25 protein-coding genes are annotated in these 24,475 nt (G+C 54.1%); 17 read left to right on the top strand and 8 right to left on the bottom strand.

Annotated features, from left to right (window positions below; genetic code table 11):
- Positions 1 to 31 precede the first annotated feature (31 nt).
- From caiB to ACMHXE_RS01910, 5 genes are all read left to right on the top strand, one after another.
- The gene (caiB, locus tag ACMHXE_RS01930; protein ID WP_413731226.1) at positions 32 to 1,258 is read left to right on the top strand and encodes an L-carnitine CoA-transferase; all 1,227 of its coding nucleotides are present in this window, start codon (positions 32 to 34) and stop codon (positions 1,256 to 1,258) included.
- Between the two features lie 80 nt (positions 1,259 to 1,338).
- Positions 1,339 to 2,895, top strand: coding sequence for a crotonobetaine/carnitine-CoA ligase (gene caiC / locus ACMHXE_RS01925; protein ID WP_224867023.1), 1,557 nt, complete (start codon positions 1,339 to 1,341; stop codon positions 2,893 to 2,895).
- Positions 2,896 to 3,128: 233 nt separating this feature from the next.
- A complete protein-coding gene (caiD, locus tag ACMHXE_RS01920) occupies positions 3,129 to 3,914 on the top strand; it encodes a crotonobetainyl-CoA hydratase (RefSeq protein WP_025010097.1) in 786 nt (261 codons plus the stop codon).
- Positions 3,915 to 3,978: 64 nt separating this feature from the next.
- On the top strand, positions 3,979 to 4,569 hold the full coding sequence (gene caiE, locus ACMHXE_RS01915) for a carnitine operon protein CaiE (protein ID WP_109247165.1): 591 nt from the start codon (positions 3,979 to 3,981) through the stop codon (positions 4,567 to 4,569).
- Positions 4,570 to 4,594: 25 nt separating this feature from the next.
- Positions 4,595 to 5,536: an alpha/beta hydrolase gene (locus tag ACMHXE_RS01910; RefSeq protein ID WP_286996157.1), complete on the top strand. Its 942-nt coding sequence runs from the start codon at positions 4,595 to 4,597 to the stop codon at positions 5,534 to 5,536.
- Between the two features lie 159 nt (positions 5,537 to 5,695).
- On the opposite strand, the gene ACMHXE_RS01905 is transcribed toward ACMHXE_RS01910, so the two are convergent.
- From ACMHXE_RS01905 to ACMHXE_RS01890, 4 genes are all read right to left on the bottom strand, one after another.
- A complete protein-coding gene (locus ACMHXE_RS01905) occupies positions 5,696 to 6,157 on the bottom strand; it encodes a TlpA family protein disulfide reductase (protein ID WP_101057759.1) in 462 nt (153 codons plus the stop codon).
- Positions 6,158 to 6,159: 2 nt separating this feature from the next.
- Positions 6,160 to 8,328: a TonB-dependent receptor plug domain-containing protein gene (locus tag ACMHXE_RS01900; RefSeq protein WP_234501278.1), complete on the bottom strand. Its 2,169-nt coding sequence runs from the start codon at positions 8,326 to 8,328 to the stop codon at positions 6,160 to 6,162.
- Between the two features lie 219 nt (positions 8,329 to 8,547).
- A complete protein-coding gene (yjjG, locus tag ACMHXE_RS01895) occupies positions 8,548 to 9,240 on the bottom strand; it encodes a pyrimidine 5'-nucleotidase (RefSeq protein WP_413731222.1) in 693 nt (230 codons plus the stop codon).
- 60 nt (positions 9,241 to 9,300) lie between these two features.
- A complete protein-coding gene (locus tag ACMHXE_RS01890) occupies positions 9,301 to 9,426 on the bottom strand; it encodes a hypothetical protein (protein ID WP_413731221.1) in 126 nt (41 codons plus the stop codon).
- A 117-nt stretch (positions 9,427 to 9,543) separates the two neighbouring features.
- Here ACMHXE_RS01890 and ACMHXE_RS01885 point away from each other — a divergent pair, with 117 nt between their 5' ends.
- A complete protein-coding gene (locus ACMHXE_RS01885) occupies positions 9,544 to 10,314 on the top strand; it encodes an HNH endonuclease (RefSeq protein ID WP_413731219.1) in 771 nt (256 codons plus the stop codon).
- A 41-nt stretch (positions 10,315 to 10,355) separates the two neighbouring features.
- Here ACMHXE_RS01885 and ACMHXE_RS01880 read toward each other — a convergent pair whose 3' ends face one another.
- The 3 genes from ACMHXE_RS01880 to ACMHXE_RS01870 form a co-directional block, all read right to left on the bottom strand.
- On the bottom strand, positions 10,356 to 11,420 hold the full coding sequence (locus tag ACMHXE_RS01880) for a phosphotransferase enzyme family protein (RefSeq protein WP_413731217.1): 1,065 nt from the start codon (positions 11,418 to 11,420) through the stop codon (positions 10,356 to 10,358).
- Positions 11,413 to 12,348, bottom strand: coding sequence for an NTP transferase domain-containing protein (locus ACMHXE_RS01875; protein ID WP_413731215.1), 936 nt, complete (start codon positions 12,346 to 12,348; stop codon positions 11,413 to 11,415). The genes ACMHXE_RS01880 and ACMHXE_RS01875 overlap by 8 nt, the downstream gene beginning before the upstream one ends.
- A gap of 111 nt (positions 12,349 to 12,459) precedes the next feature.
- Complete coding sequence (locus ACMHXE_RS01870; RefSeq protein WP_413731213.1) at positions 12,460 to 13,767, bottom strand: hypothetical protein; 1,308 nt, start codon at positions 13,765 to 13,767, stop codon at positions 12,460 to 12,462.
- 223 nt (positions 13,768 to 13,990) lie between these two features.
- Between ACMHXE_RS01870 and gmk the strand changes: the two genes are divergently transcribed.
- The 7 genes from gmk to ACMHXE_RS01835 all read left to right on the top strand — a co-directional run bounded on the left by gmk (position 13,991) and on the right by ACMHXE_RS01835 (position 21,160).
- Entirely contained in the window at positions 13,991 to 14,614 is a 624-nt protein-coding gene (gene gmk / locus ACMHXE_RS01865) for a guanylate kinase (RefSeq protein ID WP_039034660.1), read from the top strand.
- A 59-nt stretch (positions 14,615 to 14,673) separates the two neighbouring features.
- Complete coding sequence (gene rpoZ, locus ACMHXE_RS01860) at positions 14,674 to 14,955, top strand: DNA-directed RNA polymerase subunit omega (protein WP_025010112.1); 282 nt, start codon at positions 14,674 to 14,676, stop codon at positions 14,953 to 14,955.
- A gap of 25 nt (positions 14,956 to 14,980) precedes the next feature.
- Entirely contained in the window at positions 14,981 to 17,089 is a 2,109-nt protein-coding gene (gene spoT / locus ACMHXE_RS01855; protein ID WP_071238954.1) for a bifunctional GTP diphosphokinase/guanosine-3',5'-bis pyrophosphate 3'-pyrophosphohydrolase, read from the top strand.
- A gap of 24 nt (positions 17,090 to 17,113) precedes the next feature.
- Complete coding sequence (locus tag ACMHXE_RS01850) at positions 17,114 to 17,497, top strand: RidA family protein (protein ID WP_165565813.1); 384 nt, start codon at positions 17,114 to 17,116, stop codon at positions 17,495 to 17,497.
- Positions 17,498 to 17,554: 57 nt separating this feature from the next.
- Entirely contained in the window at positions 17,555 to 18,247 is a 693-nt protein-coding gene (gene trmH / locus ACMHXE_RS01845; RefSeq protein ID WP_413731211.1) for a tRNA (guanosine(18)-2'-O)-methyltransferase TrmH, read from the top strand.
- Positions 18,248 to 18,406: 159 nt separating this feature from the next.
- Positions 18,407 to 20,062, top strand: a complete 1,656-nt coding sequence (locus ACMHXE_RS01840) for an AMP-binding protein (protein ID WP_101055339.1) — start codon at positions 18,407 to 18,409, stop codon at positions 20,060 to 20,062.
- 168 nt (positions 20,063 to 20,230) lie between these two features.
- Positions 20,231 to 21,160: a calcium/sodium antiporter gene (locus ACMHXE_RS01835; protein WP_039034664.1), complete on the top strand. Its 930-nt coding sequence runs from the start codon at positions 20,231 to 20,233 to the stop codon at positions 21,158 to 21,160.
- A 149-nt stretch (positions 21,161 to 21,309) separates the two neighbouring features.
- On the opposite strand, the gene ACMHXE_RS01830 is transcribed toward ACMHXE_RS01835, so the two are convergent.
- A complete protein-coding gene (locus ACMHXE_RS01830) occupies positions 21,310 to 21,831 on the bottom strand; it encodes a DUF3332 domain-containing protein (RefSeq protein WP_101055337.1) in 522 nt (173 codons plus the stop codon).
- Between the two features lie 592 nt (positions 21,832 to 22,423).
- Here ACMHXE_RS01830 and ACMHXE_RS01825 point away from each other — a divergent pair.
- The 4 genes from ACMHXE_RS01825 (at position 22,424) to ACMHXE_RS01810 (ending at position 24,365) form a co-directional block, all read left to right on the top strand.
- Complete coding sequence (locus ACMHXE_RS01825; protein WP_413731208.1) at positions 22,424 to 22,891, top strand: hypothetical protein; 468 nt, start codon at positions 22,424 to 22,426, stop codon at positions 22,889 to 22,891.
- A gap of 46 nt (positions 22,892 to 22,937) precedes the next feature.
- Positions 22,938 to 23,306 carry a nuclear transport factor 2 family protein gene (locus ACMHXE_RS01820; protein ID WP_335923340.1) on the top strand — a complete coding sequence of 123 codons (369 nt, stop codon included), beginning with the start codon at positions 22,938 to 22,940 and terminating at the stop codon, positions 23,304 to 23,306.
- A gap of 45 nt (positions 23,307 to 23,351) precedes the next feature.
- The gene (locus ACMHXE_RS01815) at positions 23,352 to 23,957 is read left to right on the top strand and encodes a hypothetical protein (protein WP_413731206.1); all 606 of its coding nucleotides are present in this window, start codon (positions 23,352 to 23,354) and stop codon (positions 23,955 to 23,957) included.
- Positions 23,958 to 24,125: 168 nt separating this feature from the next.
- The gene (locus ACMHXE_RS01810; protein WP_025010125.1) at positions 24,126 to 24,365 is read left to right on the top strand and encodes a YrhK family protein; all 240 of its coding nucleotides are present in this window, start codon (positions 24,126 to 24,128) and stop codon (positions 24,363 to 24,365) included.
- Positions 24,366 to 24,475: the final 110 nt, after the last annotated feature.

Below are 24,475 nucleotides of genomic sequence, written 5' to 3'. Positions count from 1 at the left end.
CAATGCCAAGAATTGCTAGAAGGAACAGATCATGTCACAACACTTGTCTATGCCTACATTCGGTCCGCTCTCCGGTCTCAGAGTGGTGTTTTCCGGTATCGAGATTGCCGGTCCATTTGCCGGGCAGCTATTTGCTGAATGGGGCGCCGAAGTTATCTGGATTGAAAACGTGGCTTACACAGACACTATCCGGGTACAACCCAACTATCCAGAACTATCTCGCCGCAACCTGCATGCCTTGTCGCTGAATATCTTCAAGAATGAAGGACGCGAAGCCTTCCTCAAGCTGATGGAAACCACAGACATCTTTATCGAAGCCAGTAAGGGCCCGGCCTTTGCCCGTCGCGGTATCACTGATGAAGTCTTATGGGAACGCAACAAAAAGTTAGTTATCGCTCACTTATCTGGGTTTGGTCAATACGGCACCGAGGAATACACTCACCTGGCCGCTTATAACACCATTGCCCAGGCCTTCAGCGGCTATCTGATGCAAAACGGCGATGTCGACCAACCCATGGCATCCTTCCCTTATACAGCTGATTATTTTTCAGGTATGACTGTAACCACATCTGCACTGGCAGCCCTGTATAAGGCGCAGCAAACAGGTGTTGGCGAAAGTATCGACGTGGCCATGTATGAAGTTATGTTACGCATGGGCCAGTACTTCATGATGGACTACTTCAACGGCGGTCAGATGGCACCACGCCAGTACAAGGGCCGTGACCCTTACTATGCTGGTTGTGGCCTGTACAAGTGTGAAGACGGCTACATAGTGATGGAAATGGTCGGCGTCACCCAGATTGAAGAGCTGTTCAAAGACATAGGTCTTGGCCACCTGCTGCACACAGAAGCCATACCTGAAGGCACTCAGCTTATCCACCGCATCGAATGCCCACATGGACAGGAAATTGAAAATGCGCTGGAACGCTACATAGGCCAACGCACCATTGAACAGGTACGCGAACGCTTCGCCGAACTGAAAATTGCCTGTGCCAAGGTACTCAGCGCCGAAGACCTGGAGTCCAACCCTCAGTACATCGCCCGTGAGTCGATCACCGAGTGGCAAACTATGGACGGCCGTACCTGCAAGGGCCCCAATGTGATGCCCAAATTCAAGAACAACCCAGGCCAGATCTGGCGCGGCATGCCAAGCCACGGCATGGATACCGATGCCATTCTCAAAGATATCGGCTACGACGAAGCCACTATCCAGGAGCTGGTGAATAAAGGGCTGGCCAAAATCAAAGGAGAAAAATAACTCCTGAAGTCGCGCGAAGGCTTGTGTTCAAGCCTTCGCAGTATACCCCGCTGAAAACGTTTTATTGAGCAAGGTGTCAAATGGATATAATAGCTGGACAAGATTTACGTCAGACTTGGGATGATCTGGCCCTCAACTATGGAGAGAAAACGGCGCTTATCGTCGAAAACCTTCAAGGGCTGGCCCAGGAATACAGTTATGCCGGGCTCAATAAAGAGATCAACCGCACCGCCAACCTGTTTCATTCGCTGGGCGTCGCCAAGGGCGACAAGGTGGCACTGCATATCAACAACTGTGCCGAGTTCATCTTCTGTTGGTTCGGTCTGGCCAAGATAGGCGCCATCATGGTGCCGATAAATACTCATCTGCTGCAGGAAGAAACCGCCTACATTCTGGACAAGTGCGCTATCTCGCTGGTGGTTACCAGCAGCGATTTTCAATCACTCTATAGCTGTTTGCAGCAAGATCCCGGCTCTCCACTACAGCAGATACTGCTGATTGCCGATGAATCTGCCACCGCGCCGGCCAATATTCTCAATTTTCACCACCTAAGGCTGGCACAACCCGACGAGCTGCAACATAGAGTGCCATTGAGCAGCAGCGATGTTGCCGAAATCCTGTTTACCTCGGGCACCACTTCCCGTCCCAAGGGCGTGGTAATTACCCACTACAACCTCAGATTCGCCGGTTACTACACCGCCTGGCAATGTGCCCTCAGAGATGATGATATCTACCTGACCCCCATGCCCGCCTATCATATCGACTGCCAGTGCACCGCAGCCATGGCGGCCTTTTCGGCGGGAGCCACCTTTGTGATGCTGGAAAAATTCAGCGCCCGCGCCTTCTGGGGTCAGATTTGTAAGTATCGTGCCACAGTCACAGAATGTATCCCGCTGATGATCCGCACCCTGATGATGCAGCCGCAAATGCCCTGGGAGAAACAGCATTGCCTGCGTGAAGTGTTGTTCTATCTCAACCTGTCAGATCAGGAAAAAGACGCCTTTATCGACCGCTTTAACGTGCGCCTGTTTACCTCATATGGCATGACAGAAACCATAGTCGGCGTCATAGGCGACCGCCCAGGTGACAAGCGGCGCTGGCCCTCCATCGGCCGGGTCGGCATGGGCTATCAAGTGGAGATCCGCGATCAACAGGGGCGCCCCCTACCTCCCGGCGAGACCGGGGAGATCTGTATCAAGGGCGAACCGGGTAAGACACTGTTTCGTGAATACTACAAATTGCCGGAAGAGACCGCCAAGACACTCTCGGCCGACGGTTGGCTGCACACAGGCGACTCAGGCTACGTCGATGAGGAAGGTTTCTTCTATTTTATCGATCGCAGCTGCAACATGATCAAACGCTGCGGCGAAAATATCTCCTGTGTCGAACTGGAAAACATTATTTCCGAGCACCCCAAAATTGCCGATGTCGCCATTATTGGGGTGAAAGACTCTATTCGAGATCAAGCCATCAAGGCTTTTATTGTCTTGCATAAAAACCAGGCGATTACTGAAGAGGAGTTCTTCGAATATTGTGAAGAACATATGGCTAAATTCAAGGTGCCTTCTTTCCTTGAGATCAGAAAAAACTTACCGAGAACCTGTTCGGGAAAAATAAAAAAGAAGAGTCTTTGCTGACAATCAGCCAAACAAATAAACCGAATTAAAAATTTAAGCCTTCAATATATCGAAGGCTTAAAAAGCGAACCGTAAAAACCAAAAAGTATTTGGTAAGTTGCTTATTACCAATAAATGTAATAGCTGGGTAATATCTGCTTAAGCCATAAATAATTGTGGCCTTAGGCTGGCGATAAGCGTTAACTGTATTTCGCACATACTCAGTGATATTTTAATCCAGATGGAGTATTAGCATGAACGAATCGTTACACATACGCCGCAATGGCCATATTCTGGAAATCACCCTGGATCGCCCCAAGGCCAACGCCATAGATGCCAAGACCAGTTTTGCCATGGGTGAAGCCTTTATCGCTTTCCGTGATGATCCGGAACTGCGGGTGGCAATTATCACAGGGGCCGGTGAGCGCTTCTTCTCTGCCGGCTGGGATCTGAAAGCCGCCGCCGAGGGCGAAGCCCCGGATGCCGACTTTGGTCCTGGTGGTTTTGCCGGTCTAACCGAGCTGTTCGATCTGGACAAGCCAGTTATCGCCGCCGTCAACGGTTATGCCTTCGGTGGTGGTTTCGAGCTGGCCCTGGCCGCCGACATGATAGTCTGCAGCGACAACGCCAGCTTCGCCCTACCGGAAGCCAAACTGGGCATAGTACCGGACAGCGGCGGCATGCTGCGTCTGCCCAAGCTGATCCCACCTGCGATTGTCAATGAAATGATGATGACCGGCCGCCGCATGGATGCCCAGGAAGCGCTGCGCTGGGGCATAGTCAACCGGGTAGTGGACAACAGCCAGCTGATGGAAACCGCCCGAGAGTTGGCGCAGGAGATCACCCAGAGTGCTCCTCTGGCCATCGCCGCCCTGAAAGAGGTTTATCGCACCACCAGCGAAATGCCGGTGGAAGAAGCCTATCGCTTTATCCGCAGCGGCCAACTGAAACACTATCCTTCCGTATTGCATTCTGAAGACGCGCTGGAAGGGCCGCAGGCCTTTGCCGAAAAACGCGATCCCGTCTGGAAAGGCAAATAATTTAAGGAAAGCACGCCAACCGGGACAAGGATGTCCCACCCCTGCAACCCACAGGATAAATACCATGACCTGTTATGCATTTGAAGGTCTGATCCCTGTTGTCGACCCCAGCGCCTTTGTTCACCCCAGTGCCGTACTGATAGGCGATGTAATAGTCGGCGCCAATGTCTACGTTGGCCCTCACGCTTCCCTTCGCGGTGATTATGGCCGGCTGATCCTCAAGGCCGGCAGCAATCTGCAGGATGGCTGCATCATGCACGGCTATTGCGATCAAGACACCATAGTCGCCGAAGATGGCCATATCGGCCATGGCGCCGTGCTGCACGGTTGCATCATAGGCCGCAATGCCCTGATAGGCATGAACAGCGTGATCATGGATGGTGCCGAGATAGGGCCAGACAGCATAGTCGGCGCCATGAGCTTTATCAAAGCCGGTTTTCAGGGGCAACCGCGGCAGTTACTGGCAGGCTCTCCCGCCCGATATATCCGCGATGTCACAGAGCAGGATCTACACTGGAAACGCCTCAATACCCAGGAATATCAGGCGCTGGTGCCGCGCTGCCACAACTCCCTTCGGGAAGTGAGGCCGCTGACACAAGCCGAAGCCAACCGTCCCAGGCTCAAAGGAGTCACAGAGGTGACCTACAAGGCCTGATCCCCTTGCTGAATGGAGTACCCGTATGCCACTCAATCCCCAGGTTGAAACTTTCCTGCAGCAAACCTATGCCGCAGGCTTTACGCCCTATGAAGATCTGGCGCCCGAGGCCGGTCGTCATCAGGAACACAGCGATATTCCCCCGGCCAGGCCACCGGAAGAGATGGCCGCCGTTGAACACAGGTTTATTCCCGGCCCTACCGCCGACCTGCCGGTTAGGATTTACCGCCCGAAACACAGCGAGCAACCCCAACCGGTGCTGATCTACTTTCACGGCAGCGGCTGGATGGTGTCCAACATAGAGATTAACGACCCTTTCAGCCGGGCACTGGCCAAGAGTTGCGGCGTGGTGGTGATTGCCGTCAACTATCAAAAGGCGCCGGAGCACAAGTTCCCCATCCCAATGGATGACTGTTACGCGGCAACCCTGTGGGTGTTCAAACACGCCGAGAGACTGGGACTGGATCCCAAGCGAATCGGTATCTTCGGCGACAGCGCCGGTGCCAATCTCGCCGCTGCGGTGGCATTGAGGTGCCGCGATGAAGACTCGGCGGATCTCGCCTGCCAGGTGCTGGTTTACCCGCCGGTGCAGTACGGCTGGCACACGGCCTCGGCCGAGAAATACGCCAGAGGTTTTTTGCTGCACAAGGACAGTATGAAGTACTACTGGAACCACTATCTACGCAGCCCGGCCGATGCCATTCACCCCTATTGCTCCCCTTTGCTGGCAACCGACCACAGCAAGCTGCCCACTACCTTACTCTACTGCGCCGAATGCGACCCCCTGTGCGACGACAGCCGTCTGTACGCCGACAAGTTGGCGACTTCCGGCGTAGCCGTGCACTATCAGCGCTACCCGGGCACGATTCACGGCTTTATCAAGATGTTGGGAGTATTCGATCAGGCCGATGAATTCCAGCGCGATGTCGGCGCCCAAATAAGAGAACTGCTGGCGGTCAAGGATTAACGATTAAAGCGCCTGAGTTTGACAGCCCTGAAATAGGGCACTCAAACAGCCACCAAAAATCACCAACGCCATAGTTGAGGTTTTAAGATTGACAACAAAATGCCCGGCTCGATGCCGGGCATTTTTATCTCGATGGGGTCAGGTTTGAATTGTGCTCACTCAAGCCGCCGGGCAGAGCTGCGCTTGCAGTTCGGCTTCCCCGGTCAAACCACGATAGCCCTTAATCAGCCTGCCCTTGCTGTCCAGCAGCAACAAGATAGGGGTTGCAGGAATGCCGCCCATGTCCCTGACCAGCTCCATTGGCGCTCTATAAGCCTCAAACGGAAAGTTGAGGCGGAACAGCGCCCGTTTCAGGGCCAGTTGATTGCCATTGACGCCGAGCGCCACCGGCTGCAGATGACCATGGCACTGCTGATGTAACTTTTTCAGTACCGCCGCCTGCTTGATACACCAGGGGCATTCGGGCTCAAAGAACATCAGTACAGCACTCTGGCCCTCGAGATGCGCCAGCGTCTGTTGCTCTTGCCCGCGAAGGGGCTGGAACTGATAGTCGCGAGTCAGTTGTGAGGCCTGTAACGGCATGGCACTCAGCAGCAATAATCCCAGAGCCAGGCGCTTCATAATCAGAACACCAGTTTCATGCCGGCATAGATCTCTCTGCCACGCAGTGGACCATAGATGTAACCCACATCAAAGGCGCCTTCGGCGTCATAGAACAAGGGGCTTTCCTCGTCACCGGCCTGGGTGTAGTCAAACAGGTTGCTGACCCCGGTATAGAAGGACAGGTTGTCGTTGAACTGATAGCTGGCACGCAAGTCCAGAGTAAAGTAGGACGGCGCATCAGTACGTTTCTTCGAGTCGGGATCCACCTTACCGTTGGCATCCAGGCGGTTGTAACCTTCATAGCCATACTGCGACAGATCGCGGCTGCCAATCCACACCAGGTTGGCGAAAAACTCCCAGTCGTTGACGTCCCAATCCACGCTCAGGGTCACTCGCTCTTCGATAGGTGCCACGGCATAGGAAGACTTGAATACCGAGTCATAGTCGAAGTGCTCACCTGTGAGGTTTACCGTCAGGTCATCAGTCAGACGATAACCCAGAGCGATGTCTGTGGTCACCACACTGGCCTTCTCATCCAACTGGGTCAGCAGCGGGATCCCTTGGTCGTTGGTGGTCAGCGCCGCCAGATGCTCGACTTCGGTCCAGGCCACGGAGGCGGTAGAGGTGAGTCTGTCACCTTCGTAGCTCAGGGCATAGTTCACCGAGTTGGAACGCTCCAGCTCGTCGATATCGATATCGAACCCCAATGAACCATCCAGAATGCCGTGATCAGTCTCGAAGAAAGACAGCGGCGCCCGATAGCCACGGCCGGCAGACAGACGCGAGGTCCACAGTTCATTGTGACGCAGGCGAATATCGACTCTGGGCGAGAGTATCGACTCGTCCAACTCTGTGCCCGGCTTACTGGGGTCGGTAAAGTCGGCAGTGATGCTGTCGTAACGCAGCGCCATGGCCACTTCGAGGTCATCTGTCACCTGCCAGGTATCCTGTAGGTACAGGCCCTTGACGTCATAGTCAAAAGAGTCGGACACATAGTCAGGGTTGGCGCTGCCGGCGCGGGAGTGAGAGCGCATCTCTTCGGTACGCAGATCAGCACCAAAGGTCAACAGATGGCTGTCGTTAAGCAGATAGTTGAATCTGGCGTCGAAGAACCACATCTTGTCATCGGCGGTATAGTCAAACCCTTCGTAGAAGGAGTCCTGTTTGTGCTCGGCATAGCTTACCGCCAGGTGCATGTTCCAGTCGTCGTTGAATTCCTTCAGCCAGGCCAGCGATGCCTCGTTACGCTCTGTCTTGATCCATTCGGTAGTTTCCCAAGCCTTGCCGGTATAAGGATTACGGATATCACCATCTTCAAACAGCTGTTGCGGCTCACTGGGCTTATCATCAAAACCTGAGAGTACATTGCCTATGCTGGAAGCTGTGCCATCGGCAAAGCTACTGCCCAGCATGGGGCCACCGAAGATCTCCGACTGGATATTAGCCATGCGCAGCACCAGGTTGTCAAAGTCGCCGATATCCTGGGAAATTCTGGCGGTCACGCTGCGGTTTTCCTGCAGTGGCGCCTCGTTGACCTTGTTGTCATCGGCATCGAACTGATCTCTGTCGTCATACTGAGCCACCAGCGTTGCCCGGGTGCGGCCGTCTTCACTGACGCCCTTGCCGAGAAAGCCCACTTTGCGATAACCGTTTTCACCTGCGGCGACATCCAACTCGGCGCCGTTTTCGGTGGGCTCATAACTGATAATATTGATAGTACCGCCGATCGCCTCCGGGGCGATAAGTGAAGCACCGGCGCCGCGGGCCACTTCAATGCGTTCAATCCCGGTTGTGGGAATGGCATCGACGGCGTAATAACCGGAAATCATGGTATGCACCGGCAAACCATCCACCAGAATCGTGGTCTGCTCCCCTTTCATGCCGTTGAGCATGATGCGTTTTACACCGCACATGGAGCATTCGTTGGAGACTTTTACCCCGGGAGAGTTATCTATGGCTTCCGACAAATTAACGGCATTCTTGTTTTCTATGATGCTGGCGTCAACGACTTCCGTCTTCATTATAGTGTTGGCCAAAGTGCCGGCTTGCTCCAGCCGCTGCCTAACCCCTACCACACTCAAGCGTTCTATGTTTTCCGCTGCCGGATCCTGCGTTTTTTCTGCTTCTGCCGCCATCAAATGCGGGCTCAACAGGGCCGCCAATACAACTGCCAGATAAGTCGGTTTCACTCAGATATCTCCCAAAATCAACAAAGTTGCGTAATATTATACGAATGATAATGATTATCACTTGATGAAGATCATGTTTTTTAACAGTCGTTTTAAAGGTGTATCTACACCCCTTAAAAGTAGTAACTGGCGGGCGGCGGTTTTATCAGCTACGCAGAAATGCGCAAGGCCCGCATAGTGGCGGGCCTTCGATTTGAAAATCTTGCAGTCGATGCTGTATCAGCTACAAAGCTGCCTTTGCAGTTCAGTCAATGAACGTACCTCGATATGAGGCTTTATCCCTTCGGGAGCTGCCTCGCCTTTCACATTGAGCCAACAGGTATCCAGACCGGCCTTAAGGCCACCAAGAATATCCGAATGAGGGTTATCACCCACCATCAATACCCGTTTACGCTCGGGTTGCTGCATCTTGGTCAGCGCATGCTCGAAAATACCCGGATCCGGCTTGGCCAGACCAACCTCTTCTGAAATCACCAACAGTTCAAAGTGTTCGGCAAAGCCGGTCTTTTGCAACCGCACCTGCTGCAGCTCGGTAAAACCATTGGTGATAATCCCCAACCTGGCACGGCCCTTGAGGCTATCAAGCAGCTCGGCAGCCCCGGGAAGCGGCTCACAGATATCGGCCATTGCCGTCATAAAGGCGCTATTGAGTTCAAAAGGTGTACGCCCGAGACGTTTGGCCCAATGACTGAAACGGGTCAATTGCAACTCGCTGGCGCTGATCTTGCCGTCCTGATAGGCCACCCACAGCGGCACATTGGTTTGCTGATACTCGGCATAGTCGGCATCGCTGAAATCCACCCCATGACGGGAGAACATCAGCTTGAGTCCCCGCGGCGCATCGAACTGAAACAGGGTTTCATCGGCATCGAACAATACCCACTGATAAACCTGACTGTTAGAGTACGGCATGCTTCTCTCCTGTTTCTCCATTCTTCTTTAAACCCAAAACCATAACCCGAAAACATAGTGTTATGCAGGACACAAGCTGCGGATTTTACGCCCTGGTGTCGATGGCGTCCAACCCGCTGCCGCCAGGCGGTTTTGCACCTTGGTCGCCAGGCGCTGCAGTATCACACCGGCCAAGGTCAGCGCCATGATAGATTTTTTGCAGCAAAAGCGAATGCCTAGGTGGGAACACGAATAAATAACCGATAATTTTCCATTTGATTTAAAAGGAATAATATCCATACTGGCAGCACTCTAGGAGGGCTTATGGCAAATCAACGTAGGTGGGATCGGGATGAACTACTGGTGGCTTTTTATCTTTATAGCCACACGCCCTTTGGCAGAATAAGCCAGCGTAACCCAGAAATAATCCAGATAGCCGAACTCATGCAAAGGTCAGCCTCATCGCTATCGATGAAGATGGCTAATATTGCCAGCTGTGACCCCAGCATCACCTCTACAGGTCGTAGCGGACTCCCTGGTGCTTCTAGAGCCGACAAAGCCATGTGGCAAGAGATGACCCAGGACTGGGAAACCTTCTATCTCAAAGCTTATGCTGCCCACCTGCAGTTAACACAATCCTCTGAGCCACAAAATGTAAAGTCCGCAGGGACTGACGATTTTCACGGTAGGGAAAGAGAGACGCTGACTAAGACCAGAGTCGGCCAACAAGTATTTAGAAGCTCGGTTTTGAGTGCCTATGATTTTCGCTGTTGCATAACAGGATTAGACATTCCAGAGTTACTGATTGCCAGCCATATAGTGCCTTGGAGCCAAGAGCCTAACCAACGTCTCAACCCCTGTAACGGCCTGTGTCTTTCCAGCTTGCATGACGCCGCTTTTGACAAAGGCTTGATCACCTTGAATTCCCATCTGGAGTTGCTGCTATCCCCTAAACTCCTGACGAAAAAAAATCGATATTTGAGTGACAGTTTTGAGCGCTTTGAAAACCAGCCGATTCGTCTACCAAACAAGTTTGCCCCGGCAGAAGAATATCTAGCCCTGCATCGCCAGCAGATTTTCCAGACAATATCGTAAAGGAGACCTCTCACCGCCCCTTTTCAGAGACGGCGAGATGCTCAAACCAAGCACGCCTTTAGGGCCTCGCTCTGCTGCAATAAGCTGAGATAGAGGGTGAACTGGTTGGCGGCTCTGTCCAGGTTGTGACCTTCGCGATGGATATGAAAATACTTATCCCCCAACAGATAGTCGGTAAGGAAACGCACACCTATCATAAGACAAATGACTCTGGCACCCAGCCATAGACTCTGGCGCTCCAGTGGCGTCAACACCTCGCCCAGCTCTGCCAGGTAACCCCGGCAGATGGCGGCAAACACTTCGGGCCTGACTCTGACCTTATCGAGTGCGGTGGAGTCTTCGGCCTCGGGCGAGCAGAAGGTTCGCACCATGTCGCCGAAGTCATACATCAAGAAACCCTTCATGCAGGTGTCGAGATCTATGATGGCCATGCTGGACATATCACGCTTGTCGAACAGCATGTTATTGATCTTGGTGTCGTTGTGGCAAATCCGCAGCGGCAAACCGGCACAGGTATCTTCAAGCTCCACAAGCAGCGATTGCTGGGACAAGGCCAACTCGGCCCACTGCCGACAGTGCTGCAGGCGCCCAAGCGGGTCCTCGGCAACCGCCTTGGAAAGTGCTTCGATTCTGCCTGGCAGATGATGAAACTTGGGGATCACATCTTCCAGTTCATGGGGGTCTACTTGGCTCAGGGCGCGGGCGAAATGGCCAAAGGCACGCGCCGCCTGTTCGGCCTCGGCCTCAGAGTGCACCACTTCGATGCTCTGACTGAAAGGCAGATAACTGATGGCGCGCCAGAACCCCTGTTCACCGAGATCCACCGCCAACTGCTGCTCGCGGGTCATCACAGGCCTTATCAGCTGCAGTTGATAGCCGCCTTGCGCAGCACACTGACTCAAATGCTCGCTGACCTTGGCTGCATTGTTAACCAAGGCGTTGGGCGCGCGAAATACCTGGGTGTTGATCTTTTGCAGCACAAGTTCATCATCGGCGCTGCGGATCAGAAAGGTGTCGTTGATATGACCATTACCCAGCGGGCTGATTTTGGCATTGTCAGGGATCCCGAAATGAGGCAGCACCTGCTGCCGAATAAGTTCAAGCACCCATTAACTCCTGTAATTGCTGTTTCACCCGGGCGGCATCCTGGGGATATGTCACTCCCAACCAGGCCTCGCGGGCGGTTTCCACCCTGACACTGCGGGTGGCAAGGTTTTGCTGTTGCTGACACGGCTCTGGGTCTGGCGGCTCAATTGCATTTTGCACTATCGCAGGCAGATAACACTCGGCTTTAAGATCATCACCATGGGTTGCCAAAAAGCGACTGAGCCCTTGTTCCAGTGCGGTAAATATATTCGCCGAAAAGCCCCAGCAGGTCATGGATACCAAGGCATCGGCGGCTATCGGCCGGCGTTCACCCTGAAGCTCTCCCTCAAGGCCATGGGTGCCTGGACGAATATCGAGCCACTCCTGCACCGAAGTCAGGTAACCCCTCCCATTGACCTCACACAGGCCACGATTCACCCCGCCATGCTCGGACAAGGTCAGTCCCAGCGGCCAGGCCACCATCATCCATTCATTGGGATATTGCCTAAGCCCTTCGGCCAACTGCACAAAGGCATGATCGCCATAATAATCATCTGCGGTGATCACTGCCATGGGGCCATCGACCAGATGCCTGGCACTCCAGAGGGCATGCGCCGTGCCCCAGGGTTTTTGCCTGTTACTGTGGCGCTTTGTGATATCCCCTGTCTGCCTTGCCGATACCGGCTGTGGCAGATCGTCCAGCGTCTGATAACAAAGATGCCACTCAAACCCGGAAGGCAGGAAGTCGCTTAACTGGCGACGGATCTCGCTTTCAAGCTCAGGACGGATAACCAGCACCGCACGGGCAAACCCAGCCTTGATGGCCGAGCGTAACGCCAATTGCAGCATGGTTTCCCCATTGGGCCCCAATGCCGCCAACTGTTTATCACCGCCAAAACGGCTTCCCAGCCCGGCGGCCATAATCACCAGAGTTAATTTTGTATCCATAAACTGTCGAATATGCCGCGAAGAAAGCCGAGCCGAAAGAAGCGAGGCAGTATAACAGAATCACAGCTCTGATGAATCAAAGCTGTGGTTAACCGTACGCCAATATACACCCTATTCAATAAACTGCCGAAAGGCCGGAACAGAACCTAATGCCGCCTGACTGCCCTTGAGGCTGAAGTCATAACCGCAGAGCTTAACCGAGCCCCGCCGCGCCATATCCTGAACAATCACCTGACTGTCCAGAGGGCTGAAGGCCGCTTCTACCTTGCCGTTATCGCCGATAACGACCGACATGGGACGGTAGCCAGTGCCATTGTTAAACACCAGCTCGGCGCAGCGGCGATCGCCCTTGGCGGTAGCCAGATCCCACAAGGGGCCTGGGGCGTCAGTATCGCCAAGCCAGCTCATACGCAGCAAGTCGCCATCAAGCGACAGGCTGAAGCTGTCCGGCAGGCGCACTGTCACCCTGTCGGAAGTTTCGGCCGCAATTTCAGTAGTCTCACGGCCTGATGCCTCATTAGGCTCAGCCTGAGGCCACAGCAGCCATATGATCAATCCCAAGCCAAGCAGCGCTGTGACCAGAGCGGCTATGGCAAAACCCTTACGCTGGGCGGCCGAAAAGCCGCCACGCCGCTGCCAAAGTTGCATTACGGCATCGCGCCAGGAGAGCAGCAACACAGACAAGGAGCCAGTGCGGTCGATCTCATCATCAAACCCAGGCTCAGCGCCATTGCCCTTATGCCGGGCTTGCTTATCTGTATGCCAGCCAGGCTCTGTATCTATCGCTGAGGCATCGCCCTCGGTCGGCGCCGAGTCAAAATAACGGCTGCGGCCAGGTCCATAGGATATGGCGTCATGACTGAGGTCATGGACGGCGTTATACTCAGCAGCGCCGCGCTCGGCAGCATAGTCAGGTGCCAATTCAGGTTCAGGCTCACGTTCAGCCCCAGAGACTGAGGTGCCACCCAGGGTTGGCTCGACCCGCCTTATCTTATTTTTGCGCGCGGCGCTCAAAGGCACAGGGCCACAGTATCCCTGCACATAGTCCCGCTGGCTTCGGGCGCCGCGGCTGCGATTCCCTCCAGGCAACAGTGCCAAACCTGTATGCAGCGCCAAAGCCAGCACCAGGGCTCCTATCAGGTAACTGCCTTCCTGGCCGCTACCCAAGGTCAACAACAGAATAAGCCAAGGCAGCAGAGCTATCAGTGACAACCAGGGATTCAGGCCACCGTCACCCAGGCGACGACGACAACTGAGCAGTAATACCGGTGCCAGCAAAATCCCGGGTAACCAGATGAAACTACCGCCACCGGAAAGTAGCCCCAACACGAGTAGTAAAAAATAAACGGCGCCACTGATGGCCGCATGTCGCAGACCATTGTCGTAACCCTGAATACAGATGAGCGATTTATACAGCACAGAACCCCTTAAAAAATCGGCCGACTTATTGATGGCAGACTAACGAATTTGATGGCAATTGTCAGCGCCACTGGCATGGCAGCGTTGCCTGCCTATATAATAGCTGCCCTTAAGGAAGCTGCCTTGAACTCCTGTTCAATCCAGAATAACGGCAGACCAGAGTTCGTAGCTTCCCTCATTAATCACCGATTTTTTGCAACCAAAGACTTGGAACCCAAATATTATGAGCGCACGCGGAAACCTCTTTATTGTCTCGGCCCCCAGTGGAGCGGGCAAATCGTCACTGATTGCAGCCCTGCTGGCCAATAAACCGGCCGACAAACAAGTTTCCGTATCGCACACCACCCGCCAGCCCCGCCCGGGAGAGGTTAACGGCCAGCACTATCATTATGTGTCGGTGGAGGAGTTCAAGGCGCTGATTGCCGAAGAAGCCTTCTTCGAGTGGGCCGAAGTCTTCGGTAACTTTTATGGCACTTCCCGCAAGGTCATTGAAGAAACGCTTGAACGGGGCATAGATGTGTTCCTGGATATCGACTGGCAGGGTGCCCAGCAAGTGAAGAAACTGATGCCCGAGGCCATCGGCATCTTTATTCTGCCACCGTCCCGCGAAGAGCTGGAGCGCCGTCTGACCGGCCGCGGTCAGGACAGCAGCGAAGTCATCGCCTCCCGCATGGCACAGGCAGTATCAGAAATGTCGCACTATAAAGAGTATGATTTCATCATAGTCAACGACGATTTTGAGACTGCACTGGGGGATCTGAGCGCAATCATTCGCTCGCAACGCCTGACTCGTGCTAGTCAAATTAATACTCACAATGATATGCTTAAGGGTCTGTTGGCAGATTAATTGCCTTCGTGTACAATTTTGCGTCATTTTTTCCATTCAAATCACTGGAGTTTCAACACATGGCTCGCGTTACTGTAGAAGACGCCGTTAAACAAATCGGCAACCGTTTTGATATGATCATGGTTGCGGCGCGTCGTGCCCGTCAGATCGCCGTCCAGGGTAAAGATCCTTTGGTTGAAGAGCAAAACGACAAACCCACTGTTATCGCACTGCGCGAAATCGAACAGGGACTGGTTAACTCAGCGACTCTGGATGCCGATGAGCGTCAGAGCGTACGTGAGCGCGAAGCAGCTGAAATTGCTGCCGTGGCAGCGATTGCAGAAGGTAACTCTTCACTCTAAGGCACATTCTTAGGAGAACAGCCACTTGTATCTGTTTGAAGGTCTCAAGGAGTCTGCCGCCAGTTATCTGGAGCCGGAGCAGGTAGAATTACTCAAGCAGGCCTATCAGGTGGCGCGTGATGCCCATGAAGGGCAGATGCGTACCAGTGGCGAACCCTATATTACCCATCCGGTTGCGGTTGCCCGCATCCTGGCCGAAATGCGTCTCGACCATGAGACGCTGATGGCCGCCCTGCTGCACGACACCATAGAAGACACCCAAGTTACCCATCAGGATCTGGCCGAACTGTTCGGCACCTCGGTGGCGGAACTGGTGGAAGGTGTCTCCAAGCTCGACAAGATCAAATTCCGCGACAAGAAAGAGGCCCAGGCGGAAAACTTCCGCAAGATGATGATGGCCATGACCCAGGATATCCGGGTGATCCTCATCAAACTGGCCGACCGCACCCACAATATGCGCACCCTGGGCGCCCTGCGGCCGGACAAACGTCGCCGCATTGCCCGCGAAACCCTGGAAATTTACGCCCCCATCGCCAACCGTCTGGGTATTCACAATATCAAGACAGAGTTGGAAGATCTCGGCTTTCAGGCCTATTACCCTATGCGCTATCGGGTACTCAAAGAGGTGGTTCGTGCCGCCCGCGGTAACCGCAAGGAACTGATCCAAAGCATAGAAACCGCCATTCGTACCCGCCTGGAAGATGTGGGTATCAAGGGCAAGGTCAAGGGCAGGGAAAAGAACCTCTATTCCATCTACAACAAGATGCGCAGCAAAGAGCTGCAATTCCAGGAAGTGATGGATATCTATGCCTTCCGCTTGATAGTGGACTCCATAGACACCTGTTATCGGGTGCTCGGGGTGATGCACGGCCTCTATAAGCCGCGTCCGGGCAGGTTCAAAGACTATATCGCCATTCCCAAGGCCAACGGCTATCAGTCGTTGCATACCTCGCTGTTTGGTCCCCATGCGGTCCCGGTGGAAATTCAGATCCGTACCGAAGACATGGACCAGATGGCCGATAAAGGGGTTGCGGCCCACTGGATGTACAAGAGTGGCCAGACCGGCGCCTCGGGTACCACTACCCAGCTGCGCGCCCGCAAATGGATGCAAAGCCTGCTGGAACTGCAGCAGAGTGCTTCCACCTCGTTTGAATTTGTTGAAAACGTCAAGACAGAGCTGTTCCCGGAAGAGATCTATGTATTCACTCCCGAGGGCCGCATTCTGGAACTGCCGGTAGGCGCCACCGCAGTGGACTTCGCCTATGAGGTACACACTGATGTGGGTAACACCTGTGTCGGCGCCCGGGTCAACCGCCAGGCCTACCCCTTGAGTCAGCCGCTGATTTCCGGGCAAACGGTCGAGATCATCACCGCCAAGGGCGCCCGCCCCAACGCCGCCTGGCTCAACTTCGTGGTTACCGGCAAGGCCCGCGCCAAAATCCGTCAGGTGCTCAAGAGCCTCAAGCAGGACGAAGCCAGCACCCTGGGTAGGCGTCTGCTGAACCATGCACTGGGCGAAACCAAGCTGGAACAGATAGATCCGGCGCAGATAGACAAGGTAGTCAAAGACACCAAACACGCCGATCTGCAATCACTGCTGGCCGACATAGGTCTTGGCAATGCCATGAGCATAGTCATAGCCCAACGCCTCAAGGGCGACAAGATAGAGCCGCAGAAGCAGCATGATGAGCACAAGCTGATGCCGATCCGCGGCGCCGAAGGCATGCTGGTTACCTTCGCCAACTGCTGCCGCCCCATTCCTGGGGATGCCGTGATTGCTCACGTGAGCCCGGGCAAGGGCCTGGTGGTGCACATGGAAAACTGCGCCAATATCCGCGGCTATCAGGGCGAGCCGGACAAGTATATTCCGGTGCAATGGGATGCCGTCGATGGGGTCGAATTCCAGGCCAACCTGAGGGTCGAAATCGTCAACCATCAGGGCGCGTTGGCGAAGATCACCAATATCATTGCCGCCGAAGGCTCCAATATTCACAATCTCAGCACCGAAGAGCGCGATGGCCGCGTCTATCTGATCAACCTGCGCATCTCGGTTCGCGACCGGATCCACATGGCAAATGTTATGCGCCGAATCAGGGTACTGCCCGAGGTTCTGCGTACATCCCGTAACCGTTGATAACAGAAAAAAAGAGAGAGTGTTATGGCAGAGAAGACCATCATAGCAACAGACAAGGCTCCCGCCGCTATCGGCACCTACTCCCAGGCAGTCAAAGTGGGCAGCACAGTCTACCTATCCGGGCAGATCCCGCTGGACCCAGCCACCATGGCACTGGCCGGTGACGACTTTGAAACCCAGGTTGTACGGGTATTCGACAACCTCAAGGCCGTCTGTGAAGCCGCCGGCGGTTCCATGGCCGATATCGTCAAACTGAATATCTATATGCTGGATCTGGGCAACTTTGCCACGGTCAACGAAATCATGAGCCGTTACTTTAACCAGCCTTACCCGGCCCGCGCCGCCATCGGCGTGAAAGAGCTGCCAAAGGGTTCTTTGGTCGAGATGGACGGTGTGATGGAACTCTGAGTTCCCTCTCCAATACAGGGCGCTACGGCGCCCTTTTTCATATAGGATCCCCCGCCAATGAGCCCCGAACGCTTCGCTCGCATCAACCAAATGCTGGACATGCGCCAGCCGGATCTGAGCCTGATCCTGGACAGAGTCCACAAGAGCAACAATATTTCCGCCGCGCTGCGCAGTGCCGATGCTGTGGGTATCCACGAAATTCATGCGGTCTGGCCCGATGCCGATATGCGCCTGTCCGGCAATACTGCCTCCGGCAGCCAGCAGTGGGTCAAAACCATTAAACACTATGACTTCGCCTCGGCTGCCAAGGCCTGCAAGGCGCGCGGGATGCAGCTGGTCGCCACCCATTTCGGCCCTCAGTCCCGTGACTTTAGGGAGCTGGATTACCGCCGCCCCACCGCCTTTATTGTCGGCAATGAACGTGATGGTATAAGCGCCGAAGCCCTGGCCGCCGCCGACGAGCAGGTGGTGATCCCCATGGTCGGCATGGTGCAATCCCTCAATGTCTCGGTGGCGTCGGCGCTGCTATTGTATGAGGCGCAGCGTCAGCGGCAGGAGGCCGGGCTCTATGGCGCCCGCAAGCTGGACAATGACTATTGCCAGACCATGTTGTTTGAGCAAGGCCACCCCATTTATGCCAAAGCCTGTCGGCGCAAAGGCATTCCCTACCCGGCCATAGACGCGCAGGGCCAGATAGTCGCCGCTGTCGACTGGTGGCAACGGATGCGAGAACCCGTCCAGGAACTGTGAAGCACTTCAAACAACCGATTAAATATTGCACCAGATCACAATTGCCGCCATACTGGTTTGGCCACTGCATAGCGAAACTAACAGATAATCAGATCGTTGCAGCCGCCGTGGGGGAAGCTGCAGCTACGCAGATAACAAGAACAGTAAAGGGGACACCCCATGGAAGCATCATTCAAGAGCCCGGTGGAAATGCTCGACCACTGGGTAGAGACTCAAGGCGATGAGATCTATCTCAGGCAGCCGATCAACGGCCAATATCAGGATCTGACCTGGCGTCAGGTACAGGCCAAGGTGCAACAACTCTGCGGCGGCCTGCGTCACTTGGGGCTGCAACCCGGCGACAAAATAGCCGTGCTGTCAAAAAACTGCGCCGAGTGGTTCATTACCGACCTGGCGCTGATGCACGGCGGCTATATCAGTGTGCCCATCTACCCCACGGCCAATGCCGATACCATACGCTACGTACTGGAACACAGTGGCTGTAAGGCCATCATGCTGGGGAAGCTGGATCACTGGGCCGATCAGGAAGCCGGTGTCGGCGGTGATATTCTGCGCCTGGCGATGCCTTATGACACCATGCCGGCTCAATATCAATGGCAGCAGCTGTTGAATCTCGGTACACCTCTGGTGGATGCCCCTTATCCCGAGGCCGAGCAGGTGATGACGCTGATCTACACCTCAGGTTCCACCGGCAAGCCCAAGGGCGCCATCCAAACCTTCGGCAGCTACGGCTGGACCTGTAATGCCGTGGTGCGCGATCTCAAGACAGATGGAAAAGACAGACTGTTGTCCTACCTGCCGCTGGCCCATATCACAGAACGGGTGGCGATAGAGGGTTCCTCCTTCTATTCCGGCTCCTGCGTTGCCTTTGTCGAAAGCCTCGACAGCTTTGTTGCCGATGTGCAGCGAATGCGGCCAACCGTGTTCTTTTCGGTGCCTCGGCTGTGGACCCTGTTCCAGAAGAACATTATCGATAAGGTCGGCTACGCCAGGCTCAATCTGCTGCTGAAGATCCCCCTCATCAGCCATCTGGTCAAACGCAAGATCCATAAAGGACTGGGGCTGGACAAGTGTCGTTTGCTCGGTTCAGGTTCGGCGCCCATTCCTCCGTCACTGGTGGAGTGGTATCACAGCATAGGTTTGGATATCTGCGAAGCCTGGGGCATGACGGAAAACTGCGCCTACTCAATCATCAACTTCCCCTTCGATGCCAGTAAGATAGGCACAGTCGGCAAGCCGGTGATCGGCTGCGAAGTCAAGCAGGCGGCCAATGGCGAACTGCTGGTGAAGAGCCCGGGATTGATGCGTGAATATTACAAGGCGCCGGAAGCCACAGCCGCCGCCTTCGATGAAGAGGGCTTCTTCCTCACCGGCGATCTCTGCGCCATAGATGCCGATGGTTGCGTCAGCATCACAGGCCGGGTCAAGGATAACTTCAAGACCGCCAAGGGCAAGTATGTGGCGCCAGTGCCAATTGAACGTAAGCTGGCGCAGGATCCCCATGTGGAGCTTATCTGTGTCATCGGCCTGGGACTGCCTCACCCTGTGGCTTTGGTGCAACTCTCTGAAGGGGCGGCGCTGCAAGCCAGAGAAGAGGTGCGCGCCTCGCTCAAGGCCACTGTGGATGCGGTTAACCCCAACCTGGAATCCCATGAAACCGTGGAAGCTGTTTTGGTGGTCAAGGAGCCCTGGACCATAGAAAACGATGTGCTGACTCCGACGCTGAAAATCAAGCGCCATGTGTTGGAGAACAGATACGCCAGCCGGATGGAAGACATCCGTGGCGCCAAGGTCGTCTGGGAAGACGAAATCTAAAGCCCTCATCCTGGTTTATCTGATCATCCCGGCTCCGGCCGGGATTTTTATGACATATTCTGTCAAAAAGGGGTTGCCTTCGGGAGGAAAAACCTTATGCTGGCAGCCCAAACACATTCATCGGTGCCGTTCTGTATGGCACCTTACTGACAGGAAAAGCGGTTTTCAATGTTGATTGCACTTTCTATTCTCGGCGGCTTCTTAATTTTGACTCTGGGAGCCGAAGCCTTGGTTCGCGGCGCCAGCGTCATCGCCCTGCGCCTGGGAATCGCCCCGCTGGTGATCGGCCTGACTATCGTCGCCTTCGGCACCAGCGCGCCCGAGCTGGCAGTGAGCGTTAAGTCAGCACTGGCCGGTAGCCCGGGCATTGCCCTGGGTAACGTAGTGGGCTCCAATATCGCCAATATCGGTCTGATCCTGGCGCTGACCGCACTGATCCGCCCGATAGGCGTTCAGACACAGATGGTAAGACGCGACATTCCGCTGATGATAGGCGCCTCTATTCTGATGTGGCTGCTGGTACTCGACGGTGAACTGAGCCTGATTGATGGCGCCGTGCTGACCAGCTTACTGGTAGGCTATCTGCTGCTCAGCTATTTCAGCAGCAAGGGCGAAGATACAGATGAACCTATTGAAGGCCCCAAAAACCCTCTGCTGTCGCTGCTGTTTATCATCGCCGGTATCGGCATGTTGGTGGGCGGCGGCATACTGTTTGTCGATGGTGCGGTCGAGTTGGCCCGTACCTTCGGCATCAGCGAAGTAGTGATCGGCCTGACCATTATTGCCATAGGCACCAGCATGCCGGAATTGGTAACCTCGATTCTGGCGGCTCTCAAGGGCCAGAGCGATATCGCCATAGGGAATGTGGTTGGCTCCAACCTGTTCAACCTGCTGGGGATCCTCGGGGTCACGGCCCTGGTGCACCCCATCAGCTCTGCCGGCTTCAGCAGCCTGGACTTCAGCGTGATGCTAACCCTGGCATTGTTGGTGTTGCCCTTTGCCTGGAGCGGATTTCGTATCGGTCGTCGCGAAGGCGCCATATTATTGCTGGGTTACTGCGGCTATATGGGCTATCTGGTCACCCACGCCAGCGCCTGAATCTGACTACGCAACTGGCAATTGAATGGTTCTGAAAAGCTTTGTTGCCAAGCCACAGTAGCATAAAAAATCCCGGGTTTTGACGTCAAGAATGGATAGTCAAAACCCGGGATATCATCAAGTTAAGAGGCAAAGCAGCCCAAGAGCGCTCAGGAGCGAGCCGCTACATAACTTTCCATTTCAGCTATGCTGACACTGGCAATGAATTGCTGATCCAGATAAAAGTCCACCATCTCCCCCTGCTTGCGCCCCAGCATTACCTGCTCGGAGCCATCTTCATAGCTCAATGTCATCGCCAGGGTATTGTCATCTATGGCTGAGATGCTGGCACGGCTCAGTTTGACCGGGGCAGTGGTCAGATCCTTATCCAGTTTATGATTGATCTTGAAAACGGCATCGGCCGGCATATCCACCAAAGCCGGAGACTTGCCGGTAATAGGGTTCTTGCCGGTCCAAAACTCAATACTGTTGAAAATAAACAGATCGGCGGCGGCAGTAATACCATAGACAGGCGCCAGCAGCACGTACAAACCGGCGCGGCCGTAACGGTTATCCACCGCACTCAAATTGCCTTTGGTCAACATGCCTGAAAGCCCCATCTGCCCCATACAACCCGCCAGTTGCGAGCAGAGCAACAGAGTGACTCCCAGACCGACTTTACTCAACTTCATCAATATCTCCCCAAATAGTGTTTACGCATATGTTATTGGCGCGCGGATTCTACTCAGGTTAATCAATTTAACTATGCAGGCGCTCACAACTTGAGGTTAGTTTTTCGGAGAGTAAGCTACCCGGTTGTTGGATGTTTTTCTCTTTGGAAAAATCAGTAAGACACTGGTGATAAAGGCGTTCAAACAAACACAACTCCCTTACCTTGTGCAGTGACCTGTATCCTGAGCTCCCGGGCCTCAGTCGCAGGGGTTTAGGAAACCAAGGCCGACTATCAATCGCTGTGGCCAAAACAGGCAAAAACCGGTTCCCTTCTGCGAATATCGGGAGTGAAGCGCTGTCCCATCCTAAAATGGGTTAGCTTTTTAGCGTCAACACGCCCGATAAATTTCACTGTTATATCCATTAATGCGGGTTCACTTGAATTTATTAAGCCAAAGTCGCTCGGTCCGAAAGCGTGGCATCTCGGGGTTCACCGCTGAGGCTAAAAGCTTTACCATGACTCGGCGACCAGCAAAGGCTTGTTATCCGAAGGCTGTTGTTTGGACGAGAAGAATCAGGGATCCGGTTAGTCTAAGTTAAGGAGAATAATCAATGCGTTGCAGACATTGCGGCTCAGACAGTATCAGACATTTCAAAGCCATTCATGCCGAAGGAACAACAGAAGTTTCAGTCCGCGCTTCGGCCAAACCCGTGTGGAGCAACCAACCCTTCTCAGTGCATGGAAAACAAAAACTCAAGGGTAGCGCCCAACTGCAAACCGAACTGGCCAAGCGCTGCTCGCCGCCATCTGACCCTCAGCCCTTGGTGCTATTTCTGGCGGCTTTCCCCGGACTACTCTTGGGCGGCTACCTGGGGTTTCAGGCAGGCAGCAACTGGAGCAGTTTTTGGCTGGGAGTGCTGTGCTTTTTTGTCTCCTGCTTTACTCTGATCCTGAGCGCCGATTGGCTGTGGAAAAACTACTTGGGAGGGCGAAAGTCGATGCAGCAATACCAGGCGGCGCTGAATCAATGGCAGAACTCCTGGTACTGTGGCAAGTGTGCCAAAGTCAGTATTTTTTAAACCTTCTTGCCTCTTTGCCGTCACTCCTCAGGCCTTGGGAATAACCATGAATCACATCTCAGACATTCAGCAACTGGAAAGCCAACTGCGTAGCGCCATGTTGAATTCGGATATCAATTTGCTGGATAGACTGTTGTCGCCTCAACTGATATTCACCAATCACCTGGGGCAAGTGCTCGGCAAAGCAGAGGATCTGCATGCCCACAGCTCAGGCCTGCTCAATATCACTCGGATAGACACCCTGGCCGAAGAGATACGGCTGCATCAGGAGACTGCGATAGTATCGGCGGAGGTGAATATTCAGGGCAGCTATGCCAAAACGCCGACCAACGGCCGTTTTCGCTTTACCCGGGTTTGGCTGCACAGGACAAGCGGCTGGCAACTGATAGCGGCTCACTCGAGCCTACTGGCTTGAGCACTGGGTTTTACGACAAACTACTGATTTCATGGCGACCATTTTATGACCAAAAACCCACAACAGGCCAGGCTCTGCCAATATCAGCAGCATATGCTGATGACAGAGATCGAGGCTGAGCCGGGCAAGTTGAAACTCATCTGGCGCAGCAGGCAAACGCAACTGAAATACGCGCTTTGGGGACTACTGGCGATGCTTGCCGGAATACTGGGAGTACTGGTGTTGGACCCCGCCAGACAGGACACTTGGTTTACAACTGCCATCATAGCCATAGTGCTGGGGCTCAGCGGCATCATCATGGGCCTGAACCTCTACCGCCTGCTCAAACCCGTAACTTTGGATCTGCAACAAGGCTGCTTCTTCCGAGGCAGAAAAAGCAAGCCTCTCAGTCAACTCTGCCGCATAGAGGTGCAACGCAATACCCATAACGAAAGATCCAGAAGTCACATGCTTGAACACCTGACTGACGAAGAGCTCATAAGTGTCAGCGTGGTACTCTGTTTTGCTGAGCGTGAGCGACTCGGTTTTGGCCTGTTCAAACCCCAAAAGCAGGCCACAGACAAGGCCAGAGCCTACGCACAAACACTCGCCGAACTGATAGGCTTTAACGGCGAAATAACCGTTAGCCAGGGTTCAGGCCTGGGCCGTTAAGTTACGCTACGCTTTAGCCAAGCCTCTCGAAAAAATGAGCAAGTTGTTAACCTAATTAGCTGATTATGTTGATATATTTATACACGTAAAACAAAGGGAATTAGATTTGCGCTCGGAGGATGGCAGCGTTAAGGTATCGCGGCAAATCATAACTACCAAGAAGGAACCATGATCGACAGTAAGCAGCGATATTTTGCCGAGCAAGATATCAAAGCCCCCGCCACCCCTCTTCCCAAACACGCCTTGTTCAATACCCTAAGCGACCTGATAGTCGCGCTCTGTTTTCTACTGGGCAGCTTCTTTTTTCTCACTGACGTTCACACCCTTATCGGCGCCTGGCTGTTTGTAATAGGCAGTGTTCAGCTACTGATAAAGCCCCTGGTCACCCTGCTGAACTGGTGGCGCTGACAGATTAATCCGTCACCAATATATCAGGGCTTTTGCCATACACTCGCCCCCCAGGCAGAAGCCCTGCCACCATTGCGCCACACTTTACCCAACCGATAAACGCAACACAT

This window comes from Shewanella sp. BJSY2023SW007, from assembly GCF_047314525.1.
Classification (GTDB): Bacteria; Pseudomonadota; Gammaproteobacteria; order Enterobacterales; family Shewanellaceae; genus Shewanella; species Shewanella chilikensis.
The sequence above is the reverse complement of the archived record's forward strand: the minus strand, read 5'-3'. Positions and strand labels throughout refer to the sequence as shown.